The 19,116-nt window shown below is 37.1% G+C and carries 20 protein-coding genes; 2 read left to right on the top strand and 18 right to left on the bottom strand.

Annotated elements, in window-relative coordinates; genetic code table 11:
* Position 1 precedes the first annotated feature (1 nt).
* The 12 genes from BLP98_RS02725 to ylqF all read right to left on the bottom strand — a co-directional run bounded on the left by BLP98_RS02725 (position 2) and on the right by ylqF (position 10,918).
* Positions 2-754, bottom strand: coding sequence for an ABC transporter ATP-binding protein (locus BLP98_RS02725; RefSeq protein ID WP_039696908.1), 753 nt, complete (start codon positions 752-754; stop codon positions 2-4).
* 48 nt (positions 755-802) lie between these two features.
* Positions 803-946: a hypothetical protein gene (locus BLP98_RS09380; protein ID WP_159427423.1), complete on the bottom strand. Its 144-nt coding sequence runs from the start codon at positions 944-946 to the stop codon at positions 803-805.
* Positions 947-1,218: 272 nt separating this feature from the next.
* Complete coding sequence (locus tag BLP98_RS02720) at positions 1,219-2,040, bottom strand: sugar phosphate isomerase/epimerase family protein (RefSeq protein WP_074481787.1); 822 nt, start codon at positions 2,038-2,040, stop codon at positions 1,219-1,221.
* Positions 2,041-2,066: 26 nt separating this feature from the next.
* Positions 2,067-3,404, bottom strand: a complete 1,338-nt coding sequence (trmFO, locus tag BLP98_RS02715) for a methylenetetrahydrofolate--tRNA-(uracil(54)-C(5))-methyltransferase (FADH(2)-oxidizing) TrmFO (RefSeq protein ID WP_074481786.1) — start codon at positions 3,402-3,404, stop codon at positions 2,067-2,069.
* Positions 3,405-3,577: 173 nt separating this feature from the next.
* On the bottom strand, positions 3,578-4,060 hold the full coding sequence (locus BLP98_RS02710) for a hypothetical protein (protein ID WP_081341153.1): 483 nt from the start codon (positions 4,058-4,060) through the stop codon (positions 3,578-3,580).
* A gap of 11 nt (positions 4,061-4,071) precedes the next feature.
* On the bottom strand, positions 4,072-4,794 hold the full coding sequence (locus tag BLP98_RS02705; RefSeq protein ID WP_074481785.1) for a DUF3307 domain-containing protein: 723 nt from the start codon (positions 4,792-4,794) through the stop codon (positions 4,072-4,074).
* On the bottom strand, positions 4,794-5,459 hold the full coding sequence (locus BLP98_RS02700) for a SatD family protein (RefSeq protein ID WP_074481784.1): 666 nt from the start codon (positions 5,457-5,459) through the stop codon (positions 4,794-4,796). Before BLP98_RS02700 ends, BLP98_RS02705 begins: the two co-directional genes overlap by 1 nt.
* Before the next feature lie 139 nt (positions 5,460-5,598).
* On the bottom strand, positions 5,599-7,737 hold the full coding sequence (topA, locus tag BLP98_RS02695) for a type I DNA topoisomerase (protein ID WP_074481783.1): 2,139 nt from the start codon (positions 7,735-7,737) through the stop codon (positions 5,599-5,601).
* Between the two features lie 94 nt (positions 7,738-7,831).
* Complete coding sequence (dprA, locus tag BLP98_RS02690) at positions 7,832-8,674, bottom strand: DNA-processing protein DprA (RefSeq protein WP_074481782.1); 843 nt, start codon at positions 8,672-8,674, stop codon at positions 7,832-7,834.
* Positions 8,675-8,739: 65 nt separating this feature from the next.
* Positions 8,740-9,297 carry a sugar O-acetyltransferase gene (locus tag BLP98_RS02685; protein ID WP_074481781.1) on the bottom strand — a complete coding sequence of 186 codons (558 nt, stop codon included), beginning with the start codon at positions 9,295-9,297 and terminating at the stop codon, positions 8,740-8,742.
* Positions 9,298-10,077 (bottom strand): ribonuclease HII, encoded by a 780-nt coding sequence (locus BLP98_RS02680; RefSeq protein WP_074481780.1) that lies wholly within the window; start codon positions 10,075-10,077, stop codon positions 9,298-9,300.
* The gene (gene ylqF, locus BLP98_RS02675) at positions 10,064-10,918 is read right to left on the bottom strand and encodes a ribosome biogenesis GTPase YlqF (protein WP_074481779.1); all 855 of its coding nucleotides are present in this window, start codon (positions 10,916-10,918) and stop codon (positions 10,064-10,066) included. The genes BLP98_RS02680 and ylqF overlap by 14 nt, the downstream gene beginning before the upstream one ends.
* A gap of 208 nt (positions 10,919-11,126) precedes the next feature.
* Here ylqF and BLP98_RS02670 point away from each other — a divergent pair, with 208 nt between their 5' ends.
* Positions 11,127-11,531: a DUF4231 domain-containing protein gene (locus BLP98_RS02670; RefSeq protein WP_074481778.1), complete on the top strand. Its 405-nt coding sequence runs from the start codon at positions 11,127-11,129 to the stop codon at positions 11,529-11,531.
* 219 nt (positions 11,532-11,750) lie between these two features.
* Here the strand turns inward: BLP98_RS02670 and BLP98_RS02660 are convergent, their stop codons facing one another.
* The 4 genes from BLP98_RS02660 to BLP98_RS02645 all read right to left on the bottom strand — a co-directional run bounded on the left by BLP98_RS02660 (position 11,751) and on the right by BLP98_RS02645 (position 15,539).
* Positions 11,751-12,068 (bottom strand): hypothetical protein, encoded by a 318-nt coding sequence (locus BLP98_RS02660; protein WP_074481776.1) that lies wholly within the window; start codon positions 12,066-12,068, stop codon positions 11,751-11,753.
* Between the two features lie 359 nt (positions 12,069-12,427).
* The gene (locus tag BLP98_RS02655) at positions 12,428-13,966 is read right to left on the bottom strand and encodes an ABC-F family ATP-binding cassette domain-containing protein (protein ID WP_074481775.1); all 1,539 of its coding nucleotides are present in this window, start codon (positions 13,964-13,966) and stop codon (positions 12,428-12,430) included.
* Positions 13,967-14,124: 158 nt separating this feature from the next.
* Complete coding sequence (locus BLP98_RS02650) at positions 14,125-14,682, bottom strand: ECF transporter S component (RefSeq protein WP_074481774.1); 558 nt, start codon at positions 14,680-14,682, stop codon at positions 14,125-14,127.
* Positions 14,679-15,539: a pyridoxamine kinase gene (locus BLP98_RS02645; protein ID WP_074481773.1), complete on the bottom strand. Its 861-nt coding sequence runs from the start codon at positions 15,537-15,539 to the stop codon at positions 14,679-14,681. Before BLP98_RS02645 ends, BLP98_RS02650 begins: the two co-directional genes overlap by 4 nt.
* A 137-nt stretch (positions 15,540-15,676) precedes the next feature.
* Between BLP98_RS02645 and BLP98_RS02640 the strand changes: the two genes are divergently transcribed.
* Entirely contained in the window at positions 15,677-16,951 is a 1,275-nt protein-coding gene (locus tag BLP98_RS02640; RefSeq protein ID WP_074481772.1) for an aminotransferase-like domain-containing protein, read from the top strand.
* Between the two features lie 48 nt (positions 16,952-16,999).
* Here BLP98_RS02640 and dapA read toward each other — a convergent pair whose 3' ends face one another.
* Positions 17,000-17,935 carry a 4-hydroxy-tetrahydrodipicolinate synthase gene (gene dapA, locus BLP98_RS02635; RefSeq protein ID WP_074481771.1) on the bottom strand — a complete coding sequence of 312 codons (936 nt, stop codon included), beginning with the start codon at positions 17,933-17,935 and terminating at the stop codon, positions 17,000-17,002.
* Between the two features lie 88 nt (positions 17,936-18,023).
* Positions 18,024-19,100 carry an aspartate-semialdehyde dehydrogenase gene (locus BLP98_RS02630; RefSeq protein ID WP_074481770.1) on the bottom strand — a complete coding sequence of 359 codons (1,077 nt, stop codon included), beginning with the start codon at positions 19,098-19,100 and terminating at the stop codon, positions 18,024-18,026.
* Between the last annotated feature and the right edge of the window lie 16 nt (positions 19,101-19,116).

Below are 19,116 nucleotides of genomic sequence, written 5' to 3'. Positions count from 1 at the left end.
CTTATTCACCTCCTAAAAGGGCTGTCATGGCAAGTGAAATGTCTTTACTAAATTCTTGATTGGTTTTGTTACCACGGTAAATTTGGTGGAAAATACGACCATCTTTGATAAAAAGCACACGTTTAGCATGGCTTGCGGCGTTGGCTGAGTGAGTTACCATAAGTATTGTTTGGCCATAGCTGTTAATGTCTTCAAAAAGATTTAAGATATCTTCTGAATTTCGATAGTCAAGCGCTGCTGTTGGTTCATCAGCCAAAAGAAGCTGCGGATTAGTAATTAAACTACGAGCAATGGCAACACGTTGTTTTTGACCACCAGATAATTCAAAAGGACGTTTTTCAAGCAACTCTTCAATGTGTAATTTTGGAGCAAGTGTTGCAATGCGTTTTTCCATTTCTTGATGATGAACTCGACCAAGAACTAATGGCAAGAAAATATTGTCTTTAACAGACAAAGTGTCGAGCAAGTTGAAATCTTGAAAGACAAAGCCAAGATTTTTTAAACGAAATTCAGCCAATTGGCTTTCTTTGATTTTCGTGACTTCTTCACCATTTAGAATAACAGAACCTTTAGTAGGTTTTTCCAGTGTTGCTAGGATATTTAGCAATGTTGTTTTCCCTGAACCTGATTCCCCCATGATGGCGATGAATTCATTCTTGTCTACTTTAAAGTCGACATCTTGCAAAGCACGTGTGACTTCTTTTGAAAAACGTGTGCGAAAGACCTTTTCGAGGTGATTGATTTCCAGTAACATAATTTCTCCTTTTTTTCATTATACCTTTTCGGTTTAAGAAATGCTTAGTTAGTCTTTAGTTTTCGAAACTTTTTTAGTTTCTTTCAGGTCTTTTTTAGGGGGCGTCTGCCGTTCCAGTACCAAAAAAGCTAGGCCTGCTACTCCTACTACAATAATCAATAAAATGGTTATTAGACTGTATCGTGTAACCATACTAAGCACCTCCTTTTACTTTGTTAGGCGAAAAGCGTAACAGATGATATAAGCAATGGAACCCAAAAGGAGTAACACTACCCAAATGAAAAAATTGTTCCATAAATTTACGTGTCTTTTGAGTTCTTCTTTCATGTTGCTACTCCTTTCTTATTGACACCTTTATTTTATCGGAAATAACTTCTTCTTTTCTTACAATTTCAGGGATGAAACCTTACAAAAATGTAAGAAAAACACAGAAGCCGATACTTCTGTGTTTTAGGGTTATGATATTACAAATCTTGTGCAATCTGTTTTAGGTAAGCATGACTTTCGAGCTGTTCAACTGGATTAGTTAGGTCTTTTAAGTTAATTTCGTAGATGCTACTTGCTTTCTCATTAAAGAGTGGCAAAGCTTTCGCCCAATCAATTTTTCCATGCCCCAGCGTTAAGCTATCATGCGTTTGCCCAAGTGAGTCTACCAAATGGTAATGAACGATATGATCTTTCAAAGTCTTTAGAGACTGCTGAAGAGCCTCATTATCACCGTGGAGATAGATAAAAGCATGTGAAACATCGTAAGCTAGTGGATAACCTTTTTCAGCAAGCAAGTGATCAAAATCAGGATTTCCATATGAATAGAGTTTTGAAATACCATTTTCAAACATGATATGGCCTTTGCCGATATGGCAAAAATGATCCATACGGGTGAAAAGGTATTTTCGAGCTTCCTCAATAGAATCAAATGGTTCTAGTAATTCAGCTTCTTCTAATTCATAAGATCCGTGAACAAGTACTTTGCAGTGATAAGCTTTAGCTAAATCGAGTAATTTTTGCGTTGAAAAATCAATAAAGTCAACTAATTCAGCATTGTTTTGCGGGTGTGCGACTAATTCTAATCGCTTGCCATGATATTTCATGGGATGATGAAGAACGATAGTCTTTACACCACTTGATTTTACTTTCTTGATAGCTTCTTCTAGTTGTTTTAAGCCATCAGTTGTAAAATCAGTTTCACTTGTAAAAAATTCAAAAACATCAGGATGATATTTTAAGCGACTAGCTACTTGTTCAGGGGCACAGCTAGCTTTTAGTCCTAATTGAATCGGAAACATTTTGTCACCTCTTCTAAGATAGTGTATTAAACGTTAAGGTATTCTTCCAAATCTTTCAAGGCACGTTCAGCAACTTTTTCGTAACGTTCTTTTTTATCGCGAATACGTGGACCTTCAAGTTCTTTAACGATACCAAAGTTAACGTTCATTGGTTGGAAATGTTTGCTTTCGGCATGAGTGATGTAGTGTGGTAAAGCACCGATAGCTGTTGTTTGAGGGAAAATAACAGGTTCTTCACCCTTGAAACGACGCACAGCATTGATACCAGCTACAAGACCTGATGCAGCAGATTCAACATAACCTTCAACACCAGTCATTTGTCCAGCAAAGAAAAGATTTGGATTTTGTCGTGTGGCAAATGTTTCTGTTAGAAGGTTTGGCGAATCCATGTATGAATTACGGTGCATAACCCCGTAACGGACAAATTCAGCATTTTCGAGGCCTGGAATCATACGAAAGACACGTTTTTGTTCTCCCCATTTAAGGTGTGTTTGGAAGCCAACAATGTTAAATAGACTACCAGCAGCGTTATCTTGACGCAACTGAACAACAGCGTAAGGTGTTTTAAATTCACCGTCACGTGGGCCTTTGTAGTCATCTGGGTATTCCAAACCAACTGGTTTCATTGGACCATAGAGCATTGTTTTAATGCCTCGTTTTGCCATGACTTCGATTGGCATACAACCTTCAAAGTATTTTTCTTTTTCAAATGAATTTAATGGTGCTTCTTCAGCATTGACAAGAGCTTCGTGGAAAGCCATAAATTCTTCTTTAGTCATCGGGCAGTTAAGGTAAGCAGCTTCCCCTTTGTCATAACGTGATTTAAGGTAAACTTTATCCATGTCGATAGAACTTTTATCAACAATTGGTGCTGCCGCATCGTAGAAATAGAAACCATCGCCACCATTTAATTCGTGGATTTTTGCAGCCAAAGCATCTGAAGTAAGTGGTCCACTAGCGATAACTGTAATAGCATCATCTGGGATTTCAGTGATTTCTTCGCGAATGACTTCGATAAGTGGGTGGTTTGTGACTTCGTCAGTTACCATTTGTGAGAATCCGTCACGGTCAACTGCAAGAGCGCCACCAGCAGGGACGCGCGTGCTTTCAGCAGCTTTCATGATAACAGAATCCAAACGGCGCATTTCTTCTTTCAAAAGACCGACCGCGTTTGTCAAACTGTCACCACGAAGCGAGTTTGAGCAGACGAGTTCAGCAAATTTATCAGTTTTATGCTGAGGTGTTGGTTTAACCCCACGCATTTCATAAAGTTTAACTTGAATACCGCGCTTAGCAATCTGATAAGCAGCCTCAGAACCAGCTAAACCAGCTCCAATAACGTTAATGTATGATGATTGAGACAATATACTAATACCTCCAAAAATGAGCTTAGAAAAGCCTAAAACTCATTTTCCAGATGTGGGAGTTTGCCCATATCTGAATCTTTCTATTTTTGATACCTGACTATCATAACATAAAATCAGTGAAATACAAATAAAATCTTGTAATTATTTACGTAAGTAAAATTATGTAAAAGTCAATGATTATCTTTTCTAATCATATTCTGATACTGTAAGTGAATGCCGATATGACCAATTCCTAAAATAATTGCTGCTAAGGCTAAAAAAGGATTCTTACCATAGATGGCTAGGCATAGAACTGCAAAAACTGGTAAACTTGCTCCGGCTACTGGTATTTTCAAAATAGGGGCGTAAAAATCAGTCATCCTTTTTGATCCCATAAAATAACGAATCCAAAAGATTTCATAAAGAAGCATGCAAAGAGCTGCTGCTATTAGCCACCAATTCCAATTTGTCCAAGAATGCCAGTTAAAGTCAGAAAAGATGAGAACTAGACAGGTAACAAGCACTTCTCCAATACGTTCAAGTAGGGTTAAGTACTTATTTTCTTGGCACTGATAGTGGTCATAATCTTTTGGTTTATGTCGTGTCCAAATAGGATTTGGTACAGTTAGCAGTACTAAAAAGATCAATCCAACATAAGAAAAGCCAAAATGCATGATTATCCTCCCTAGAATATACAAATCCAAGCAGCTAATAGAACACTTAAGATACTAAATAATGAACCAATCAGATAATATTCTGCAAATGTTGGGCTCTCTGAAATCTTGTTATAACGTGCAATTGATTTTGCTGTGAAAACCAGACCGATTGAGGCAAATTGATTAAAGATAATACAAATACTCATCACAATACGCTCTAATAGTCCAATAGTTGCTCCAGCCCCTGGAATGGTATCCATTTTTTGATTATCGTGTGGTTGGTATTTTTGAAAGAAAATTTTAAAGACGATATTCGTTGGTTTGGTGATTAAGACAAGAAATAAAATCATATTTAAAACTTGCCCCGCAAACTGGCTAGTTATCAGACCTAACCCCTCTTGATGGCGTGTTAATAAAATAATAATCACTAAATGAAGGATTTGATCAAGAAGAAAAGTCACCGTAGGGTTTAATCGAAGCCAGTTAGCCACATTAGATTTTCCAAAATCAATAATCGAATGTGTCACTAAAATGACTAAACTAATCTTCCACAAACTTGGTAAAAAGAGAGTTACTACTGCCAAAGGAAAGGCAACACCTAAAAGGTGAATTAGAAGATATTTACTCTCCGTATTTTTACGATCTGCAACTGTTTGACTTTGCAGATGAAAATCGGATAAAAAGTGACAGATTAAGAAAAGTGTCAAAATGGGATTTTGAATGAGATAGTGAGAAAGTCCAGTAATAGGCATTAAGCTAACTCCTCTCCATAATGTTTAAGGCATTTCAAAGCCGTTTTACGTGCGCGAAGGTAGACTTTGATGTTGCTACTTTTGAGCCGTTTAGACAAAGCGCTGGTTGTTAATTCTAAGCGTTTGGCAAGTATTTGCTGATCAAACTGCTCATCATATATACCAAGAGTTAACAGTTCCTTTAAAATCATTTCTTGACTTGCTCGCCAATCTGATTTGATGGCTTCGCTACTAGCAATCAAGGCATTCACAATGTTAACTTGACTTTCATCATCAAAAGAAACTGCAATTTGCGTATTGCCATAATCATTTTTTTGATGAATATAATTAATTGCTTTTCTAGCGTGCCAATAAGCTGGGCCATCAGCACCAATACTTTGTTCAGGATTAATGTCTGTTAAAATTTTGCCTAATCCTATCCCAAAACGTACTTGGTAAGGCTGAATAGCGAGATTGATGCGGTCAATAATTTGAAATAAAGGGGCATCAAGCGTCAATAATCCTTGAAATTCATCCCCTAAAGTAATAGAAAGTTTTGAAGCTAAGACTTCTTTAAATTCTGTATTTAAATCATTTAGACAAGCTTCTAACGTTTTTTGAACCTGATAGCGGTTATCAATTTTCTTTGAATCGATAATATCACCAATTAATGCAAAATAATTCATAGGCTACCTCTCTTATAAGTCTATTATAACAGACTTAACTCAAAAAGTCCGTTATAACGGCAATTATTTCAAAAGTCCATTATAACCACAATGATTATCAAACAAAAAACCTACAAAATGAATTGTAAGGTTTAACAGATTATTTAACTTTTGCTTCTTCGTAGTCACATTCTTCATTGCTGCAGACGACTTGTTTACCGCCGCCACGAATTTTTTTCTCAACAAGGAATTGACCACATTTTGGACAAGAACGTCCGACTGGTTTATCCCATGATGTAAATTCACATTCAGGATATTGATCACAACCATAGAAAATACGGTTACGTTTTGTTTTACGTTCAATAACTTGGCCTTTACCACAAATTGGACATGTTACACCAATTTCCTTAGTAATGGCTTTGGTATTATGACATTCAGGGAAATTACTACAAGCATAGAATTTACCGTAGCGACCAAGTTTAATAACCATCGGATGTCCACAAACATCACAATCAAAGCCGGCAGGTTCATCTTTGATTTGAATTTTTTCAATCTCAGTTTCTGCTTTTGCCAATTCTTTTTCAAATGGTTTGTAGAAAGCATCGATGACCTTTTGCCATTGTTCTTTACCTTCTTCGACTTCGTCAAGTTTACCTTCCATATCGGCAGTAAATTTGACATCGACGATATCAGGGAAGAATTCAACAATCAAATTATTGACGATTTCACCAAGTTCTGTTGGTTCAAAACGTTTTGAAACCAAGCGAACATAGTAACGTCTTTGGATAACATCGAGTGTTGGGGCATAAGTTGATGGACGACCAACACCATTTTCTTCAAGGGTTTTAATCAGTGTAGCTTCTGAATAACGTGCAGGTGGTTGAGTAAAGTGTTGTTCAGGACTTGTAGAAACTTTCTTAACAACATCACCCTCAGCCATATCTGGCAACATTTTATTCTTATCAGAATCGTTATAAACAGCTAAGTAACCATCAAATTTTACTTTACTACCGTTAGCTGTGAAGCGCACGCCATTTTGCTCCAAGTTCACTTTCATCGTGTCAAAGACAGCTGCAGTCATCTGACTGGCTACAAAACGATTCCAAATTAGTGTATAAAGTTTTAATTGATCTTTATCTAAGTGTTTTGCAATTGATTCTGGTGTTAAATTAACGTTTGATGGGCGAATGGCTTCGTGGGCATCCTGAGCACCTGTAGCATTTTTCACACGGCTACCATGTTTAGAGTAATTTTCACCAAAACGTTCTGTAATGAAACCAGCGGCATCATTTTGAGCAACAGGACTAATACGTGTAGAGTCGGTACGCATGTAAGTAATCAAACCTTGAGTACCACTCTTACCAAGACTAATTCCTTCGTACAATTGTTGTGCAACCATCATGGTTTTACGTGTACGGAAGTTGATTTTATTAGCAGCATCTTGTTGAAGAGATGATGTTGTATATGGAAGTGGTGCGTTACGACGACGCTCTTTCTTTTCAACTTTTGCTACGTTAAATTCATCACTAGTGAGACGAGCAAGAACTTCTTGCACTTCTTCGTTAGTGTTAAGTTTTAATTTTTTACCATCAATGCCATAAAAAGCAGCTTGGAATTTCTTTGTTCCTTTTTTGAAGAATCCATCAATAGTCCAGTATTCTTCAGGTTTAAAGGCTTTAATCTCGTTTTCGCGGTCAATAATTAGTTTTAAAGCAACTGATTGAACACGTCCAGCAGAAAGACCTTTTTTAACTTTTTTCCAAAGTAATGGCGAAATAGAATAACCAACAATACGGTCAAGAACACGACGGGCCTGTTGGGCATCTACCAAATCCATATCAATCTGACGTGGTTCAACGAAAGCATTTTTAACAGCGTCTTTCGTGATTTCGTTGAAGACAACACGGTTTTTATCATTCTCATCAAGTCCCAAAATATGTGCTAAATGCCATGAAATAGCTTCTCCTTCACGGTCCGGGTCACTTGCGAGATAAACTTTTTTAGATTTTTTAGCCTCTTTTTTCAAATCGTTAATCAGAGGACCTTTACCACGAATATTAATATATTGCGGTTCATAATTATTTTCAAAATCAATAGACATGCTTGATTTTTTCAAATCGCGGATATGACCAACTGAAGCGACAACTTTGTAGTTGCGTCCTAGATACTTTTCAATGGTTTTTGCTTTAGCTGGTGATTCCACAATAACCAAGTTTTTCTTGGCAGCTGTTTTTTTCTTTGTCGTTTTTTTACTTGTCTTTTTAACAGCTGTTTGGGCTTTTGTAGTAGTCGTTGCCATAAGCTCACTTCCTATCAGTAATAAACTTATAACATGATACCCCGCTTTTTGCGAACTGTCAATAAAAAAGTTGTATTTAATAGAAAAAACTTGTTTACATTTGGTATTCCGAAAGAACGTCTAGCCCTGATGTGATGCACTTTGCACCCTCTTTGATTAAGTGATGACAACCATCTGATTTTCCATCTAGGATATTACCAGGAATGGCAAAAACATCTCGCCCTTCTTCTAATGCTCGTTCACAAGTAATGAGACTGCCTGAGCGTAGCTTTGCTTCTGCTACGATGACGCCTTGTGATAAGCCTGCAATGATCCGGTTTCTTTCTGGAAAATGGTATTTCAGCGGTGCTTCTCCTGCGGTGTACTCGCTCAAAATCAGATGATTTTTTCCTAAATACTCCTGCAACTGCTTGTTTTCCTTGGGATAATAAACATCAAGACCACATCCGATTACTGCTATTGTTGCACCGCCATTTTTTAAGGCTGAGATATGGGCGCTGGTGTCAATTCCTCTAGCTAAACCACTGACAATAACAAAATGATTTCCAAGTTCATTGATGATTTTTTGAACAGATTTTGTTCCAGTTTGAGAACTAGTTCTCGCTCCTACTACTGCCATCTTCGGTCGACTGAGTAAGTCGATATTTCCTTGATAGAAAAGTAAAACAGGTGGATTATAGCAATGTTTTAGTTCCAAAGGGTATTCATCATCTAATATCGAGATACTAGGGTATTGATTAAAAAGTTTTCTTAACTCCTTGCTATCTAAAGCTTTATATTTTTCCATAAAGAGAATTGGGTTCTTACACTTAGAAACCACAGCCATATCACGCAAAGAAAGAGATTTATTTACTTGCTTCTGATAATCCAAAATGGCAAGAATGTTACGGTTAGTTAGTCCTGCTTGTTTTAATTTAAAAAGTTCAAAATTATTCATTAGTCACCTCACTACTTTTCTATTCGAAAAAAAGCCCTGAAAATCCAGGACTTTGTAAGGTTATTTTAGTTATTGTCTATAGTTTTAATGATTTTAGCTGGATTTCCAGCAATAACGACATTATCGCCGAATGACTTAGTAACAACTGATCCAGCTCCTACCACGACATTATCACCTAAAGTAACACCTGGTAAAATGGTTACACCACCACCTAGCCAAGCATTATCTCCAATAGTGATTGGTGCCCCATATTCTAAACCTGAAATGCGGTCTTTAGCATTTAGGGGATGAAGAGGTGTTAAAAGCTGGCAATTTGGGCCAAACATGGCGTTATCACCAATGTGAATCTCGCAGACATCCAGCATGGTGCAGTTATAATTAGCGAAAAAGTTCTCGCCGACATAGATATTAGACCCATAATCACAGACAAAGCGTTGCTCCATAAGAAGATTATCGCCTGTTCCACCAAACAATGATTTGATAATCTCTTTACGCTTATTGCGGTCTTCTTCATTGTTAAAAAGGGTGATTTGTTTACGGGCATGTAGACGCATGGCAAGTAGCTCACTATCACCAGCGTCATACAGCTGGCCAGCTAGCATTTTTTCTTTTTCGCTTGTCATTTATTGCTCCTTTAACATGGATTTAATTGGTTCAAAAGATTTACGGTGAATAGGTGTAACACCAAGCTTTTTAAGACCTTCGAGATGATCTTTAGTTCCGTAACCAACGTTTTTCTCAAAGGCATAGCCTGGATATTCTTTTGCGTATTCAGTCATCATACGGTCACGAGTCACTTTAGCGACAATGGATGCAGCCGCAATTGAAAGAGAATTAGCATCGCCTTTAATAAGCGATTCTTGAGGAATATCAGTATCGAGATGCATGGCATCGATTAGCAGATAATCTGGTTTTGTGATTTGTCCTTTGAGCTGGTCAATTGCTTGTAACATACCAACTTTTGTGGCTTCGTAAATATTGATATCGTCGATAACATTATTATCAATAACACCAATACCAACTCCTAAAGCACGCGCAAGGACTTCTTCATAAATTTCTTCGTGATGTTTTTTAGGAATTTTCTTGGAATCATTAAGATGCTTAATCTTACAATTTTTCGGCAAAATAACGCAGGCAGTCACGACAGGACCCGCTAATGGGCCACGTCCTACTTCATCGATGCCTCCGATAGCTTCATAACCAGCTTGATAAAGTTCTTTTTCGTAGCGCAACATTTTTTCAAGACGTAAATTTTCATCGATATCAGCTTGAATAGCCTTTTTACGCTGAATGATAGCCTTTTGAACGCCTGCTCTGCTATCTTCCTCGTAGGCTTTCCAGCGCGCATCGTCAAGACTATCAATCTCAGCTAAAGCTTCTTTGATTTCTTTAACGGTCGCCATCTTCTACTTCTCCTACAATGTCCAAAGTATAGCGACCAAGTTTGCCTTCACGAACGTCTTTAACAAAAAGGCTGTAGAAACGATCATAGTCATCACGGAAACCAAGTTTTTGTGTCATAGCCATAATGATTTCTGGCGCTTCTTCTTCCAAATCAATACCCTTATAACGTTCGATAAGACGTTCTGGATAATGTTCTTTGAAGAAATTCAAACCAAAGATTGTTACTTCATCCATTGGCAACAATTGATCTTTAATTGCTCCTGTAAGAGCAAGTTTTAGGCCTACAACTTCATCTTCAAATTTTGGCCAAAGAATCCCTGGTGTGTCAAGGATTTCCAAGTCTTTGTTTGATTTAAGCCATTGTTGACCTTTTGTGACACCTGGTTTATTACCGACAACAGCAATTTTCTTACCAGCCAAACGGTTCATGAGCGTTGATTTACCAGCATTTGGAATACCGATAATCATCGTACGAAGAGTTTCTTTTTGAATTCCACGTTCGCGTAATTTAGCTAACTTATCAGCCATTAATGACTTAGCGGCATCAGTGACTAACTTGACAGTTGATTGTTCTTTAGAATTAACAGCAAGGGTTTTAATGCCTTGATTTTCAAAATAATTGCGCCATTCTTTTGTGCGGTTACTATCAGCCAAATCTGTTTTGTTTAAAATCATTAATTTGGGTTTATCACCAACAATTTTTGTTAGCATTGGATTTTGACTAGATAATGGAAGACGTGCATCAACCAGAATTGTTACAAAATCTACGTGTTTGATATTTTCTTGAACTTGTCGACGAGCTTTCGACATGTGACCAGGGAACCACTGAATAGTTGCCATAAGTGTATAATTCCTTTCCTTGTTAAACTAATCTATGTTTTAGTATTGATTATTTCTTGTTTTCCACAAAAAGTGAAAAATATACCACATATCATTATAACATAAAGTGTTTTCGAAATGAGCGTTCGCCAGCTCCTTTCTTGACTATCCTTTCTTAAGACGATACAATGAAATCAAATGAGAAAAGGCTTTATTTAAGGAGATTCAAATGGACGATTACAAAGAAAAGACAATCAAAACTTATTTAACAGAACGTTTAGAACCTGCAATTAAAAGTTATGACAAAAAAGCTCGTTTTCATCGTGCCTGGTTTATTGTTTTTAAAGTTATTCAGATTATTGTATTAGCTTTGGTTCCAGTTCTAGCTAGTTTGCCAATTCCTTGTTTTAAACTCCTTGCTGTGATTAGTTCTTCTCTAGTACTTATTCTTGAAGCACTTATTGCACTATCAAGTCATAAAACCAAATGGCAACTTTATCAAGAGACATCTAAAACGCTTGCTTCAGAAAAATTTGCCTTTGAAACTGGAGCAGGTATTTACGAAACTTCTGATGATGATCGACTTTCTCTTTTAGTAGAACGTTGTGAAGCTATTATAAAATATCGCAATTAATTAAAAGAACCCCCGTGTTTTTAGAAACATGGGGTCTATTTTTTCTTTTGTAGTGAAATTAGTATTGGAATACTAGTAAGCGTTAGGTAATATAAAACATAAAACCATTTGTGACTTTGACCAAGCATAACGTAACTCATGATTAAATAAAAAATACAGTATCCTAGCCATAATTTTGCTGTCGTTTTAGGGTGATTTCTTATAAACGAATTAACTTTTTTAATCAATAATCTGATATTCCTTTTCAAATGTTTTTTGAGCAATAATACGGCGATTGGTAATATCGATATAATCGCCCAAGTATGCCAATTCATACATACCGTAGCCGGCAAATCCACCACCTAGACTTCCAATTGCTCCTATTTTAAGGTTTTTAACCGTTGATGGCTTTAAACCAGCCGTTAAAACACGAAGGTGGTTATCTAACCAGCAAAAATATCTTTTTGCAAAAGCTTCTTTTACCCAGTCAGGACTATTTCGATTATCTTTGCTGACTTGCCAAACATCTGCAACTTTTCCCTTATAAGTAGCTTTCATTTTTTTCTCCTTTTTTATTTCCCTTTTTATGATTTGTTAAAAGATTACAGTGACTATCAGTTTCACTAGGACGATGATACTTAGAGACTTTTGAATATTAGATTTAAGTTTTCTAGGCCACTTCATTAATCGCGTGATAGCTAGACAAATGCTTAAAAAACTTAAATAACTAACTATTGTTATCAATTGTTGCATCTAATTTACCCCAAAGTAATACTTCTATCCTCTATTTTACCAGATTAATCATTAAAAAAACGACCATGTCGTAAACAGTCGTTTTTTCGTCGTAATTGGTTAGTTTTCAATTAATAGCATTACTTTGGCTATAAAAAAGAGACCTGTTAAGTCTCTTTTTTATTTTACATAAGATCATTGAAATCCCAGACTTCAGTCCAGCCTTCGTAGAAATCTGGTTCGTGACAAACCATAAGAATACTTCCTTTGTAGGCTTTCAAGGCGCGTTTGAGTTCTTCTTTGGCATCAACGTCTAAGTGGTTAGTTGGTTCGTCAAGGACAAGGACGTTGTTTTCACGGTTCATCAATAGACAAAAACGAACTTTAGCTTGTTCCCCACCAGAAAGTACTTGAATTTGACTTTCAATGTGTTTTGAAGTTAAACCACAGCGAGCAAGTGCAGCACGAACTTCTGCTTGGTTCAATGCAGGAAAGGCATCCCAGACAGCTTCAAGCGGTGTTTGACGATTACCAGCAGCAACTTCTTGTTCAAAGTAACCAAGTTCAATGTAATCACCACGTTCAACACTTCCTGAGATCGGCGGAATAATTCCTAACAAACTCTTAAGAAGTGTTGTTTTACCAATACCGTTGGCACCAATGATGGCAACTTTCTGATTACGTTCAAAAGTTAGGTTAAGTGGTTTTGTCAATGGACGATCATAACCAATTTCCAAATCTTGTGTTTGGAAAATAAAGCGACTTGGTGTACGTGACTCTTTAAATTCGAATGATGGTTTTGGTTTTTCAGCCTGTAATTCAATACGATCCATCTTATCCAATTTTTTCTGACGTGACATAGCCATATTACGTGTGGCAACACGCGCTTTGTTACGATTAACAAAGTCTTGCAAGTCAGCAATTTCTTTTTGTTGACGTTCGTAAGCAGCTTCAAGCTGTGCTTTTTTCATAGCATAAACGGCTTGGAAGTTATCATAGTCACCAGTGTAACGAACCAAATCATGATTTTCCACGTGATAAACAATATTAATGACATCATTTAGGAATGGAATGTCATGTGAAATCAAAACAAAGGCATTTTCATAGTTTTGAAGGTAACGTTTCAACCATTCGATGTGTTCAGCGTCAAGATAGTTAGTTGGTTCATCAAGAAGCAAAATATCTGGTTTTTCAAGCAAGAGTTTTGCTAAAAGCACTTTGGTACGTTGACCACCAGATAGTTCTGTTACATCAGATTCCATTCCAAAGTCCATGACACCAAGAGCGCGGGCGACTTCATCGATTTTAGCATCCAAAGTATAAAAATCACGTGATTCTAGACGATTTTGCAATTCTCCTACTTCTTCCATAAGGGCATCCATATCAGCGCCTTCATCAGCCATAGACATGTAAATCTCATTTATACGTTCTTCTGTTTTGAAAAGCTCGTCAAAAGCTGTACGTAAGACATCACGTACTGTCATCCCTGCTTCAAGTACAGTATGTTGGTCCAAGTAACCTGCAGTGACGTATTTTGACCACTCAACTTTTCCTTCATCAGGTTGTAAATGTCCAGTTACGATACTCATGAAAGTTGATTTTCCTTCACCGTTTGCCCCGACAAGACCAATATGCTCTCCTTTCAACAGACGGAAAGACACATCCTCAAAAATCGTACGCTCACCAAAGCCATGGCTTAAATGTTTAACTTCTAAAATACTCATCTCTTATATTCTTTCGTTTATTTTCTTTTTGAAAATAGCTGCGCAAACAGCTTATTTATAATAATCTTTTCAATTATAGCATGACTTTAAGCGCTAAAGCAATGACTTTAGCTGTTGAAAACGCAAACTAAAAAGCCTTTTTAAAAGGCTTTTGTGATTTAATCAGAGATAGCTTTAGCGTGGCTTTTTTCTGGAATGAAGAATTGTTTTAAGATTGGGTATAAAATTGGCACAGAAATAATTGTGACAAGCGCTGAACCAAATGTCCCACCGATTTTAACCAAAGCTGTCAAAAAGGCTACTTGCAAATGAAGACCACCCACAAGACTATTAATCAAAGTATATTTAACAAGGTTACTAATGATTTTTGTAATGGCAGCTACGACCCCAACAATGATCACATTGCGTGTTTTAGTATCAGAATGCAACAGTTTTTCAAAAACAAAATGAAGAACTAAACAAACAATTAAGGATTCTAAAATGGTAATCCAGACTTCTGCTGCGTAACCATTAAGCACATCAAACAATCCTAGGCCGATAGAGGCGACTAGAGCGCCGATTTTTGAGCCAAACAATAAAACAGCCACAACTACTAAAGCATTGCCAAAATGGACAAATTGAGCGCCTAATGGGATACGTAAAAATTGTACACTAATAAAAATTAAGGCTGAATAAAAACTAAGTTCAACAAGTTGACGTGTGGTAAGATTTTTCATGCTTTTTCCTCTATTAATTGTTTCATTTGTAGGGCTAAATCAGTTAAAAAAGGCTCAAAAGATAGTCCAAAGCGTAAATTGCGTTTCAATGCCAAAGTTCTTTGCAAAGATTTGTCAATAAAAGCTAAGGCAAGGCTGGTGACATCATCTAAAGCTAATCCATGAAAATAGCCAGCACCAAGAACTGCCGTTAACAAGTCACCAGTTCCGAAGAAATGATAAGGATATTTTTTTGAAAAATGATAAGAGATACGCCCACTATTACAATCAAAATGAGCTAAACCAATTTTGTCATTTTCAAAAGAAACCCCTGTTAAAATAATGTGTTTATTATGAAGGGGTACTAGTGCTCGAAACAGCTGCTCAATATCTGCTTTGCTGTAAGACTCACCAAGATAAGGACAATCAGCTAAGAGACAAGCTTCAGTGATATTTGGCGTGATCACATCGGCATTTCTACAAAAATCACGCATGGCTAAGACAAAATCTTCCTGATAACCAGCATACAAGCGCCCGTTATCAGCCATGATAGGGTCTACAAAACGTGGAAGATGATTTTCAGCAGCAAATTCAGATAGCAAGTGCAATTGCTTTTGAGTTTTAAAATAGCCTGTAATCACTCCATGACAAGGAAAATCAAGCATCTCCCACTGTTTGATAAAGCCCTCGCTAGCCTGAGTTAAATCTATGATGCTAATGTTGTCAAAACCACCCGTGTGTGATGACAAAAGAACAGTCGGTATCGGCATAACTTCAATTTGGCAAGCTGATAAAACAGGTAAAGCACTTGATAAGGCGACTTTCCCAACCCCAACAATGTCATTAGCAACAATCACGGATTGTGTTAGATGATTCATAATAAACAACTTTCTAATCTTGTTTAAAACCCAATTTATCAAGAAGAAAAGGGTTTAAATTAAGAGTTTAGAAATATTGTAAGAAAATTCAATTTATTATACAATAGGTATCATAAAGAACTGTATGGGGACAGATTATGACAAGTAAATACCAAGACATTATCACATCGATTATCAGTCAAATTGAAAGCGGCCAATTGCAAAAAGGAGATCGTATTCCATCGATTCGTCGTTTGAGCCAAAGCTATCATTGTAGTAAAGATACGGTTCAACGTGCTTTGTTAGAATTAAAATTCAAAAATTATATTTATGCTGTTGAAAAGAGTGGGTATTACGTTCTTGAAGGAAAAAATCAGAAAGAATCCCCCTTAAATCTTAGCTTATCTGACTACAATAATATGGCTTACGAGGATTTTACAACTTGTTTAACAGAAACGCTTGTCAATCGTGAAAATTATCTCTTCAACTACTACTACCAACAAGAAGGGTTGCAAGAATTGATTCATTCTTTGCAGATTTACCTTGAAAAAAGTGCTATTTACGCTAAAAAAGAAAATATTTTAGTAACATCTGGAACACAACAGGCTCTGTATATCCTTTCTCAAGTACACTTTCCAAATCACAAGGAAACCATTCTCTTGGAACAACCGACATATCATCGTATGATTGATTTGGTCCGGTCGCTTAATTTGCCTTATCGCACAATTGAGCGTGATTTTGACGGAATAAATCTAACGAAGTTGGAAAACTTGTTTAAAACAGGCAATATCAAGTTCTTCTACACTATTTCACGTTTTTCTAATCCGCTTGGCTTGTCTTATTCAACCAGTGAGAAACAGAAAATTGTTGAACTAGCTAAGCGATACGATGTTTATATTATAGAAGATGATTATATGGGAGATTTTGCAAAATCAACGGATCTACCACTTCATTATTATGATACTTCGGGTCATGTCATTTACCTAAAATCGTTTTCAATGACGATTTTCCCAGCTTTGCGCTTAGGTAGCATTATTTTGCCATCTGCCTTAACACAAGCTTTTCTTGATCACAAAAAGATGATTGATTATGATACTAATCTTATTATGCAAAAGGCACTTTCGCTTTATCTAGATAGTGGTCTGTTTGAGAAAAATCTCAACTATCTTAAACAAGTTTTTCACAAGCAAAACTACAAAGCTGAAGCCATGCTAGCGCAATTTCCGGCTATTGAGCATTTTAGTACTTCTCTTCAAGGTTTGGTGCTTGAACTTCCACCAAATCACCATCTAGGAGATCTCAAATTTACCAATAAAATCAATTATTTAGAGACTAATTATCTTTCTTCAGCCGAGAAGCAATTTATTAAACTTCCTAATGACAAACATCTTCAGGAAACATTAGCGCTAATAGCTAAGCAACATACAAAATAAAACTCCAGAGACCATCTCTAGAGTTTTATAGTTGTTTCAAATAGTCAATTAATAATCAGGGCGTAAAACACCTGTAACGGTTTCTTTAGTAGCTTCCACATCGCCATCAATAACAACATTGATAATACGTTTAGCGTCTTCTGGTGGGCAACATACCAAAGGAAGACGTAGAGGACCTGTTTCAAAGCCAAGATAATTCAAGACAGCTTTAACAGGTGCTGGACTTGGGTATGAGAACAAGGCATTAACTTTCGGAATGAACTGACGTTGAATAGCAGCTGCTTTTTTAATATCGCTATTTTCAATAGCTGTCAACATTTCATGCATTTCATCACCGTTAACGTGAGAAGCAACTGAGATAACCCCATCAGCACCAAGGTTCATAGCATGAAAAGCATCTCCGTCTTCACCAGTAAAGATTAAGAAATTATCTGGTTTGTGTTCAATAAGATATGCCATGTTAGCAAGACTTGTGCATTCTTTAACACCGATAATATTTGGATGTTCTGCTAAACGTAGCATTGTTTCTGGAGTCATTTCGACAACGACACGACCTGGAATGTTGTAAATGATAATTGGAAGGTCACTGGCATCCGCAATGGCTTTGAAGTGTTGATACATACCTTCTTGAGATGGTTTGTTGTAATAAGGAACGATAGCAAGCCCCGCAGCAAAACCACCAAAGGCAGCTACCTCACGCGCAAACTCGATTGAGTCACGTGTATCATTAGTACCAACGCCTGCAATCAAAGGCACACGACCTTTAACGATTTTTTGAACAGCTGCAAAAAGTTCCAATTCTTCATCGTGTGTCAATGTTGGACTTTCAGCAGTTGTCCCTGCCAACAAGAGCGCATCTGTATGGTGTGCTAGTAAGTGTTCAACAAGTTTTGGCAGTGCATCAAAATTAATTGAGCCATCTGCGTTAAATGGGGTAATCATCGCGGTGATGATTTTGACATCTCTTAAATCTTCAATAGACATAATAATCTCCCTCTTTGTCTAAGAATGTAAAACCTAATTGATTAAATATGCTCAAAGACCAGTTTCTAAGAGAAACTGGCTTGAGTTATTATTTGAGTTCGAATTTAAGCTCTTTTGTTGGGTGTACAAGTCCACGTTCGTGGAGGGTTTCAGCGATTTGAACTGAGTTCCAAGCAGCACCTTTAAGAAGGTTGTCTGAAACAACCCACATATGAATACCATTTTCAACATCCAAATCTTTACGGATACGTCCAACGAATGTTTCACGTTTGCCGACAGCATTAGCTGCTTGTGGGTAAACTTGGTTAGCTACATCGTCTTCAAGAACTGCACCTGGGAAAGCTGCAATAGCTGCTTTCACTTCTTCAATTGGAGCTACTTCTTTTGTTTCGATGTAAACTGATTCTGAGTGTGAGAAGAGAACTGGCACACGAACACATGTTGCAGAAACTGGAAGTTCAGGCTCTTCCATGATTTTCTTAGTTTCGTTTGTCATTTTCATTTCTTCGTAAGTGTAGTCATTATCAGTGAAAACATCAATTTGTGCTAGAGCGTTAAATGCGATTGGGAAATGTTTCTTATCACCACCACATGGCAAAATATCAGCATGAACGTCTTTAGGTTCTAGGCCATCATTAACAACTTCTTTGATTTCGCGAAGTGTTTCGTTAATAGCTGATTGACCTGCACCTGATACGGCTTGGTATGTTGATACGATGATACGGCTTAAGCCCCATTTTTGACGAACTGGTTCCAAAGCAACCATCATTTGGATAGTTGAACAGTTTGGACAAGCAATAATACCGTTATGTGCGTCTAAGGCGTGTGCATTGACTTCAGGTACGACAAGTGGCACATCTGGATTTTGACGGAAATAAGATGTGTTATCGACAACAACTGCTCCTGCTTTAACAGCGTATGGAGCGAATTTTGCAGAAACAGAACCACCTGCAGAGAAAAGAGCAATATCAACGCCTTCAAATGAATCTTCAGTTGTTAATTCAACAGTAACATCTTGTCCCTTATACTTCAAAACTTTCCCAGCAGAACGTGAAGATGACAAAAGACGTACTTTGTCAATAGGGAGTGTTGATTGTTCTAATTGTTGAATCATGCGAGTTCCAACGGCACCTGTGGCACCAACGACAGCGACTGTATAGCCCATTTCAATACCTCTTCCT

This window comes from Streptococcus equinus, assembly GCF_900104225.1.
Classification (GTDB): domain Bacteria; phylum Bacillota; class Bacilli; order Lactobacillales; family Streptococcaceae; genus Streptococcus; species Streptococcus equinus_D.
Note: the sequence above shows the minus strand (reverse complement) of the source record. Positions and strands in the feature narration are given on the sequence as shown.

Bases quoted from the DNA above. Each gene is read 5' to 3' on its own strand.
- BLP98_RS02725 (WP_039696908.1), bottom strand. From the start codon at position 754: ATGTTACTGGAAATCAATCACCTCGAAAAGGTCTTTCGCACACGTTTT.
- BLP98_RS09380 (WP_159427423.1), bottom strand. From the start codon at position 946: ATGGTTACACGATACAGTCTAATAACCATTTTATTGATTATTGTAGTA.
- BLP98_RS02720 (WP_074481787.1), bottom strand. From the start codon at position 2,040: ATGTTTCCGATTCAATTAGGACTAAAAGCTAGCTGTGCCCCTGAACAA.
- BLP98_RS02710 (WP_081341153.1), bottom strand. From the start codon at position 4,060: ATGCATTTTGGCTTTTCTTATGTTGGATTGATCTTTTTAGTACTGCTA.
- BLP98_RS02705 (WP_074481785.1), bottom strand. From the start codon at position 4,794: ATGCCTATTACTGGACTTTCTCACTATCTCATTCAAAATCCCATTTTG.
- BLP98_RS02700 (WP_074481784.1), bottom strand. From the start codon at position 5,459: ATGAATTATTTTGCATTAATTGGTGATATTATCGATTCAAAGAAAATT.
- topA (WP_074481783.1), bottom strand. From the start codon at position 7,737: ATGGCAACGACTACTACAAAAGCCCAAACAGCTGTTAAAAAGACAAGT.
- dprA (WP_074481782.1), bottom strand. From the start codon at position 8,674: ATGAATAATTTTGAACTTTTTAAATTAAAACAAGCAGGACTAACTAAC.
- BLP98_RS02685 (WP_074481781.1), bottom strand. From the start codon at position 9,297: ATGACAAGCGAAAAAGAAAAAATGCTAGCTGGCCAGCTGTATGACGCT.
- BLP98_RS02680 (WP_074481780.1), bottom strand. From the start codon at position 10,077: ATGGCGACCGTTAAAGAAATCAAAGAAGCTTTAGCTGAGATTGATAGT.
- ylqF (WP_074481779.1), bottom strand. From the start codon at position 10,918: ATGGCAACTATTCAGTGGTTCCCTGGTCACATGTCGAAAGCTCGTCGA.
- BLP98_RS02670 (WP_074481778.1), top strand. From the start codon at position 11,127: ATGGACGATTACAAAGAAAAGACAATCAAAACTTATTTAACAGAACGT.
- BLP98_RS02660 (WP_074481776.1), bottom strand. From the start codon at position 12,068: ATGAAAGCTACTTATAAGGGAAAAGTTGCAGATGTTTGGCAAGTCAGC.
- BLP98_RS02655 (WP_074481775.1), bottom strand. From the start codon at position 13,966: ATGAGTATTTTAGAAGTTAAACATTTAAGCCATGGCTTTGGTGAGCGT.
- BLP98_RS02650 (WP_074481774.1), bottom strand. From the start codon at position 14,682: ATGAAAAATCTTACCACACGTCAACTTGTTGAACTTAGTTTTTATTCA.
- BLP98_RS02645 (WP_074481773.1), bottom strand. From the start codon at position 15,539: ATGAATCATCTAACACAATCCGTGATTGTTGCTAATGACATTGTTGGG.
- BLP98_RS02640 (WP_074481772.1), top strand. From the start codon at position 15,677: ATGACAAGTAAATACCAAGACATTATCACATCGATTATCAGTCAAATT.
- dapA (WP_074481771.1), bottom strand. From the start codon at position 17,935: ATGTCTATTGAAGATTTAAGAGATGTCAAAATCATCACCGCGATGATT.
- BLP98_RS02630 (WP_074481770.1), bottom strand. From the start codon at position 19,100: ATGGGCTATACAGTCGCTGTCGTTGGTGCCACAGGTGCCGTTGGAACT.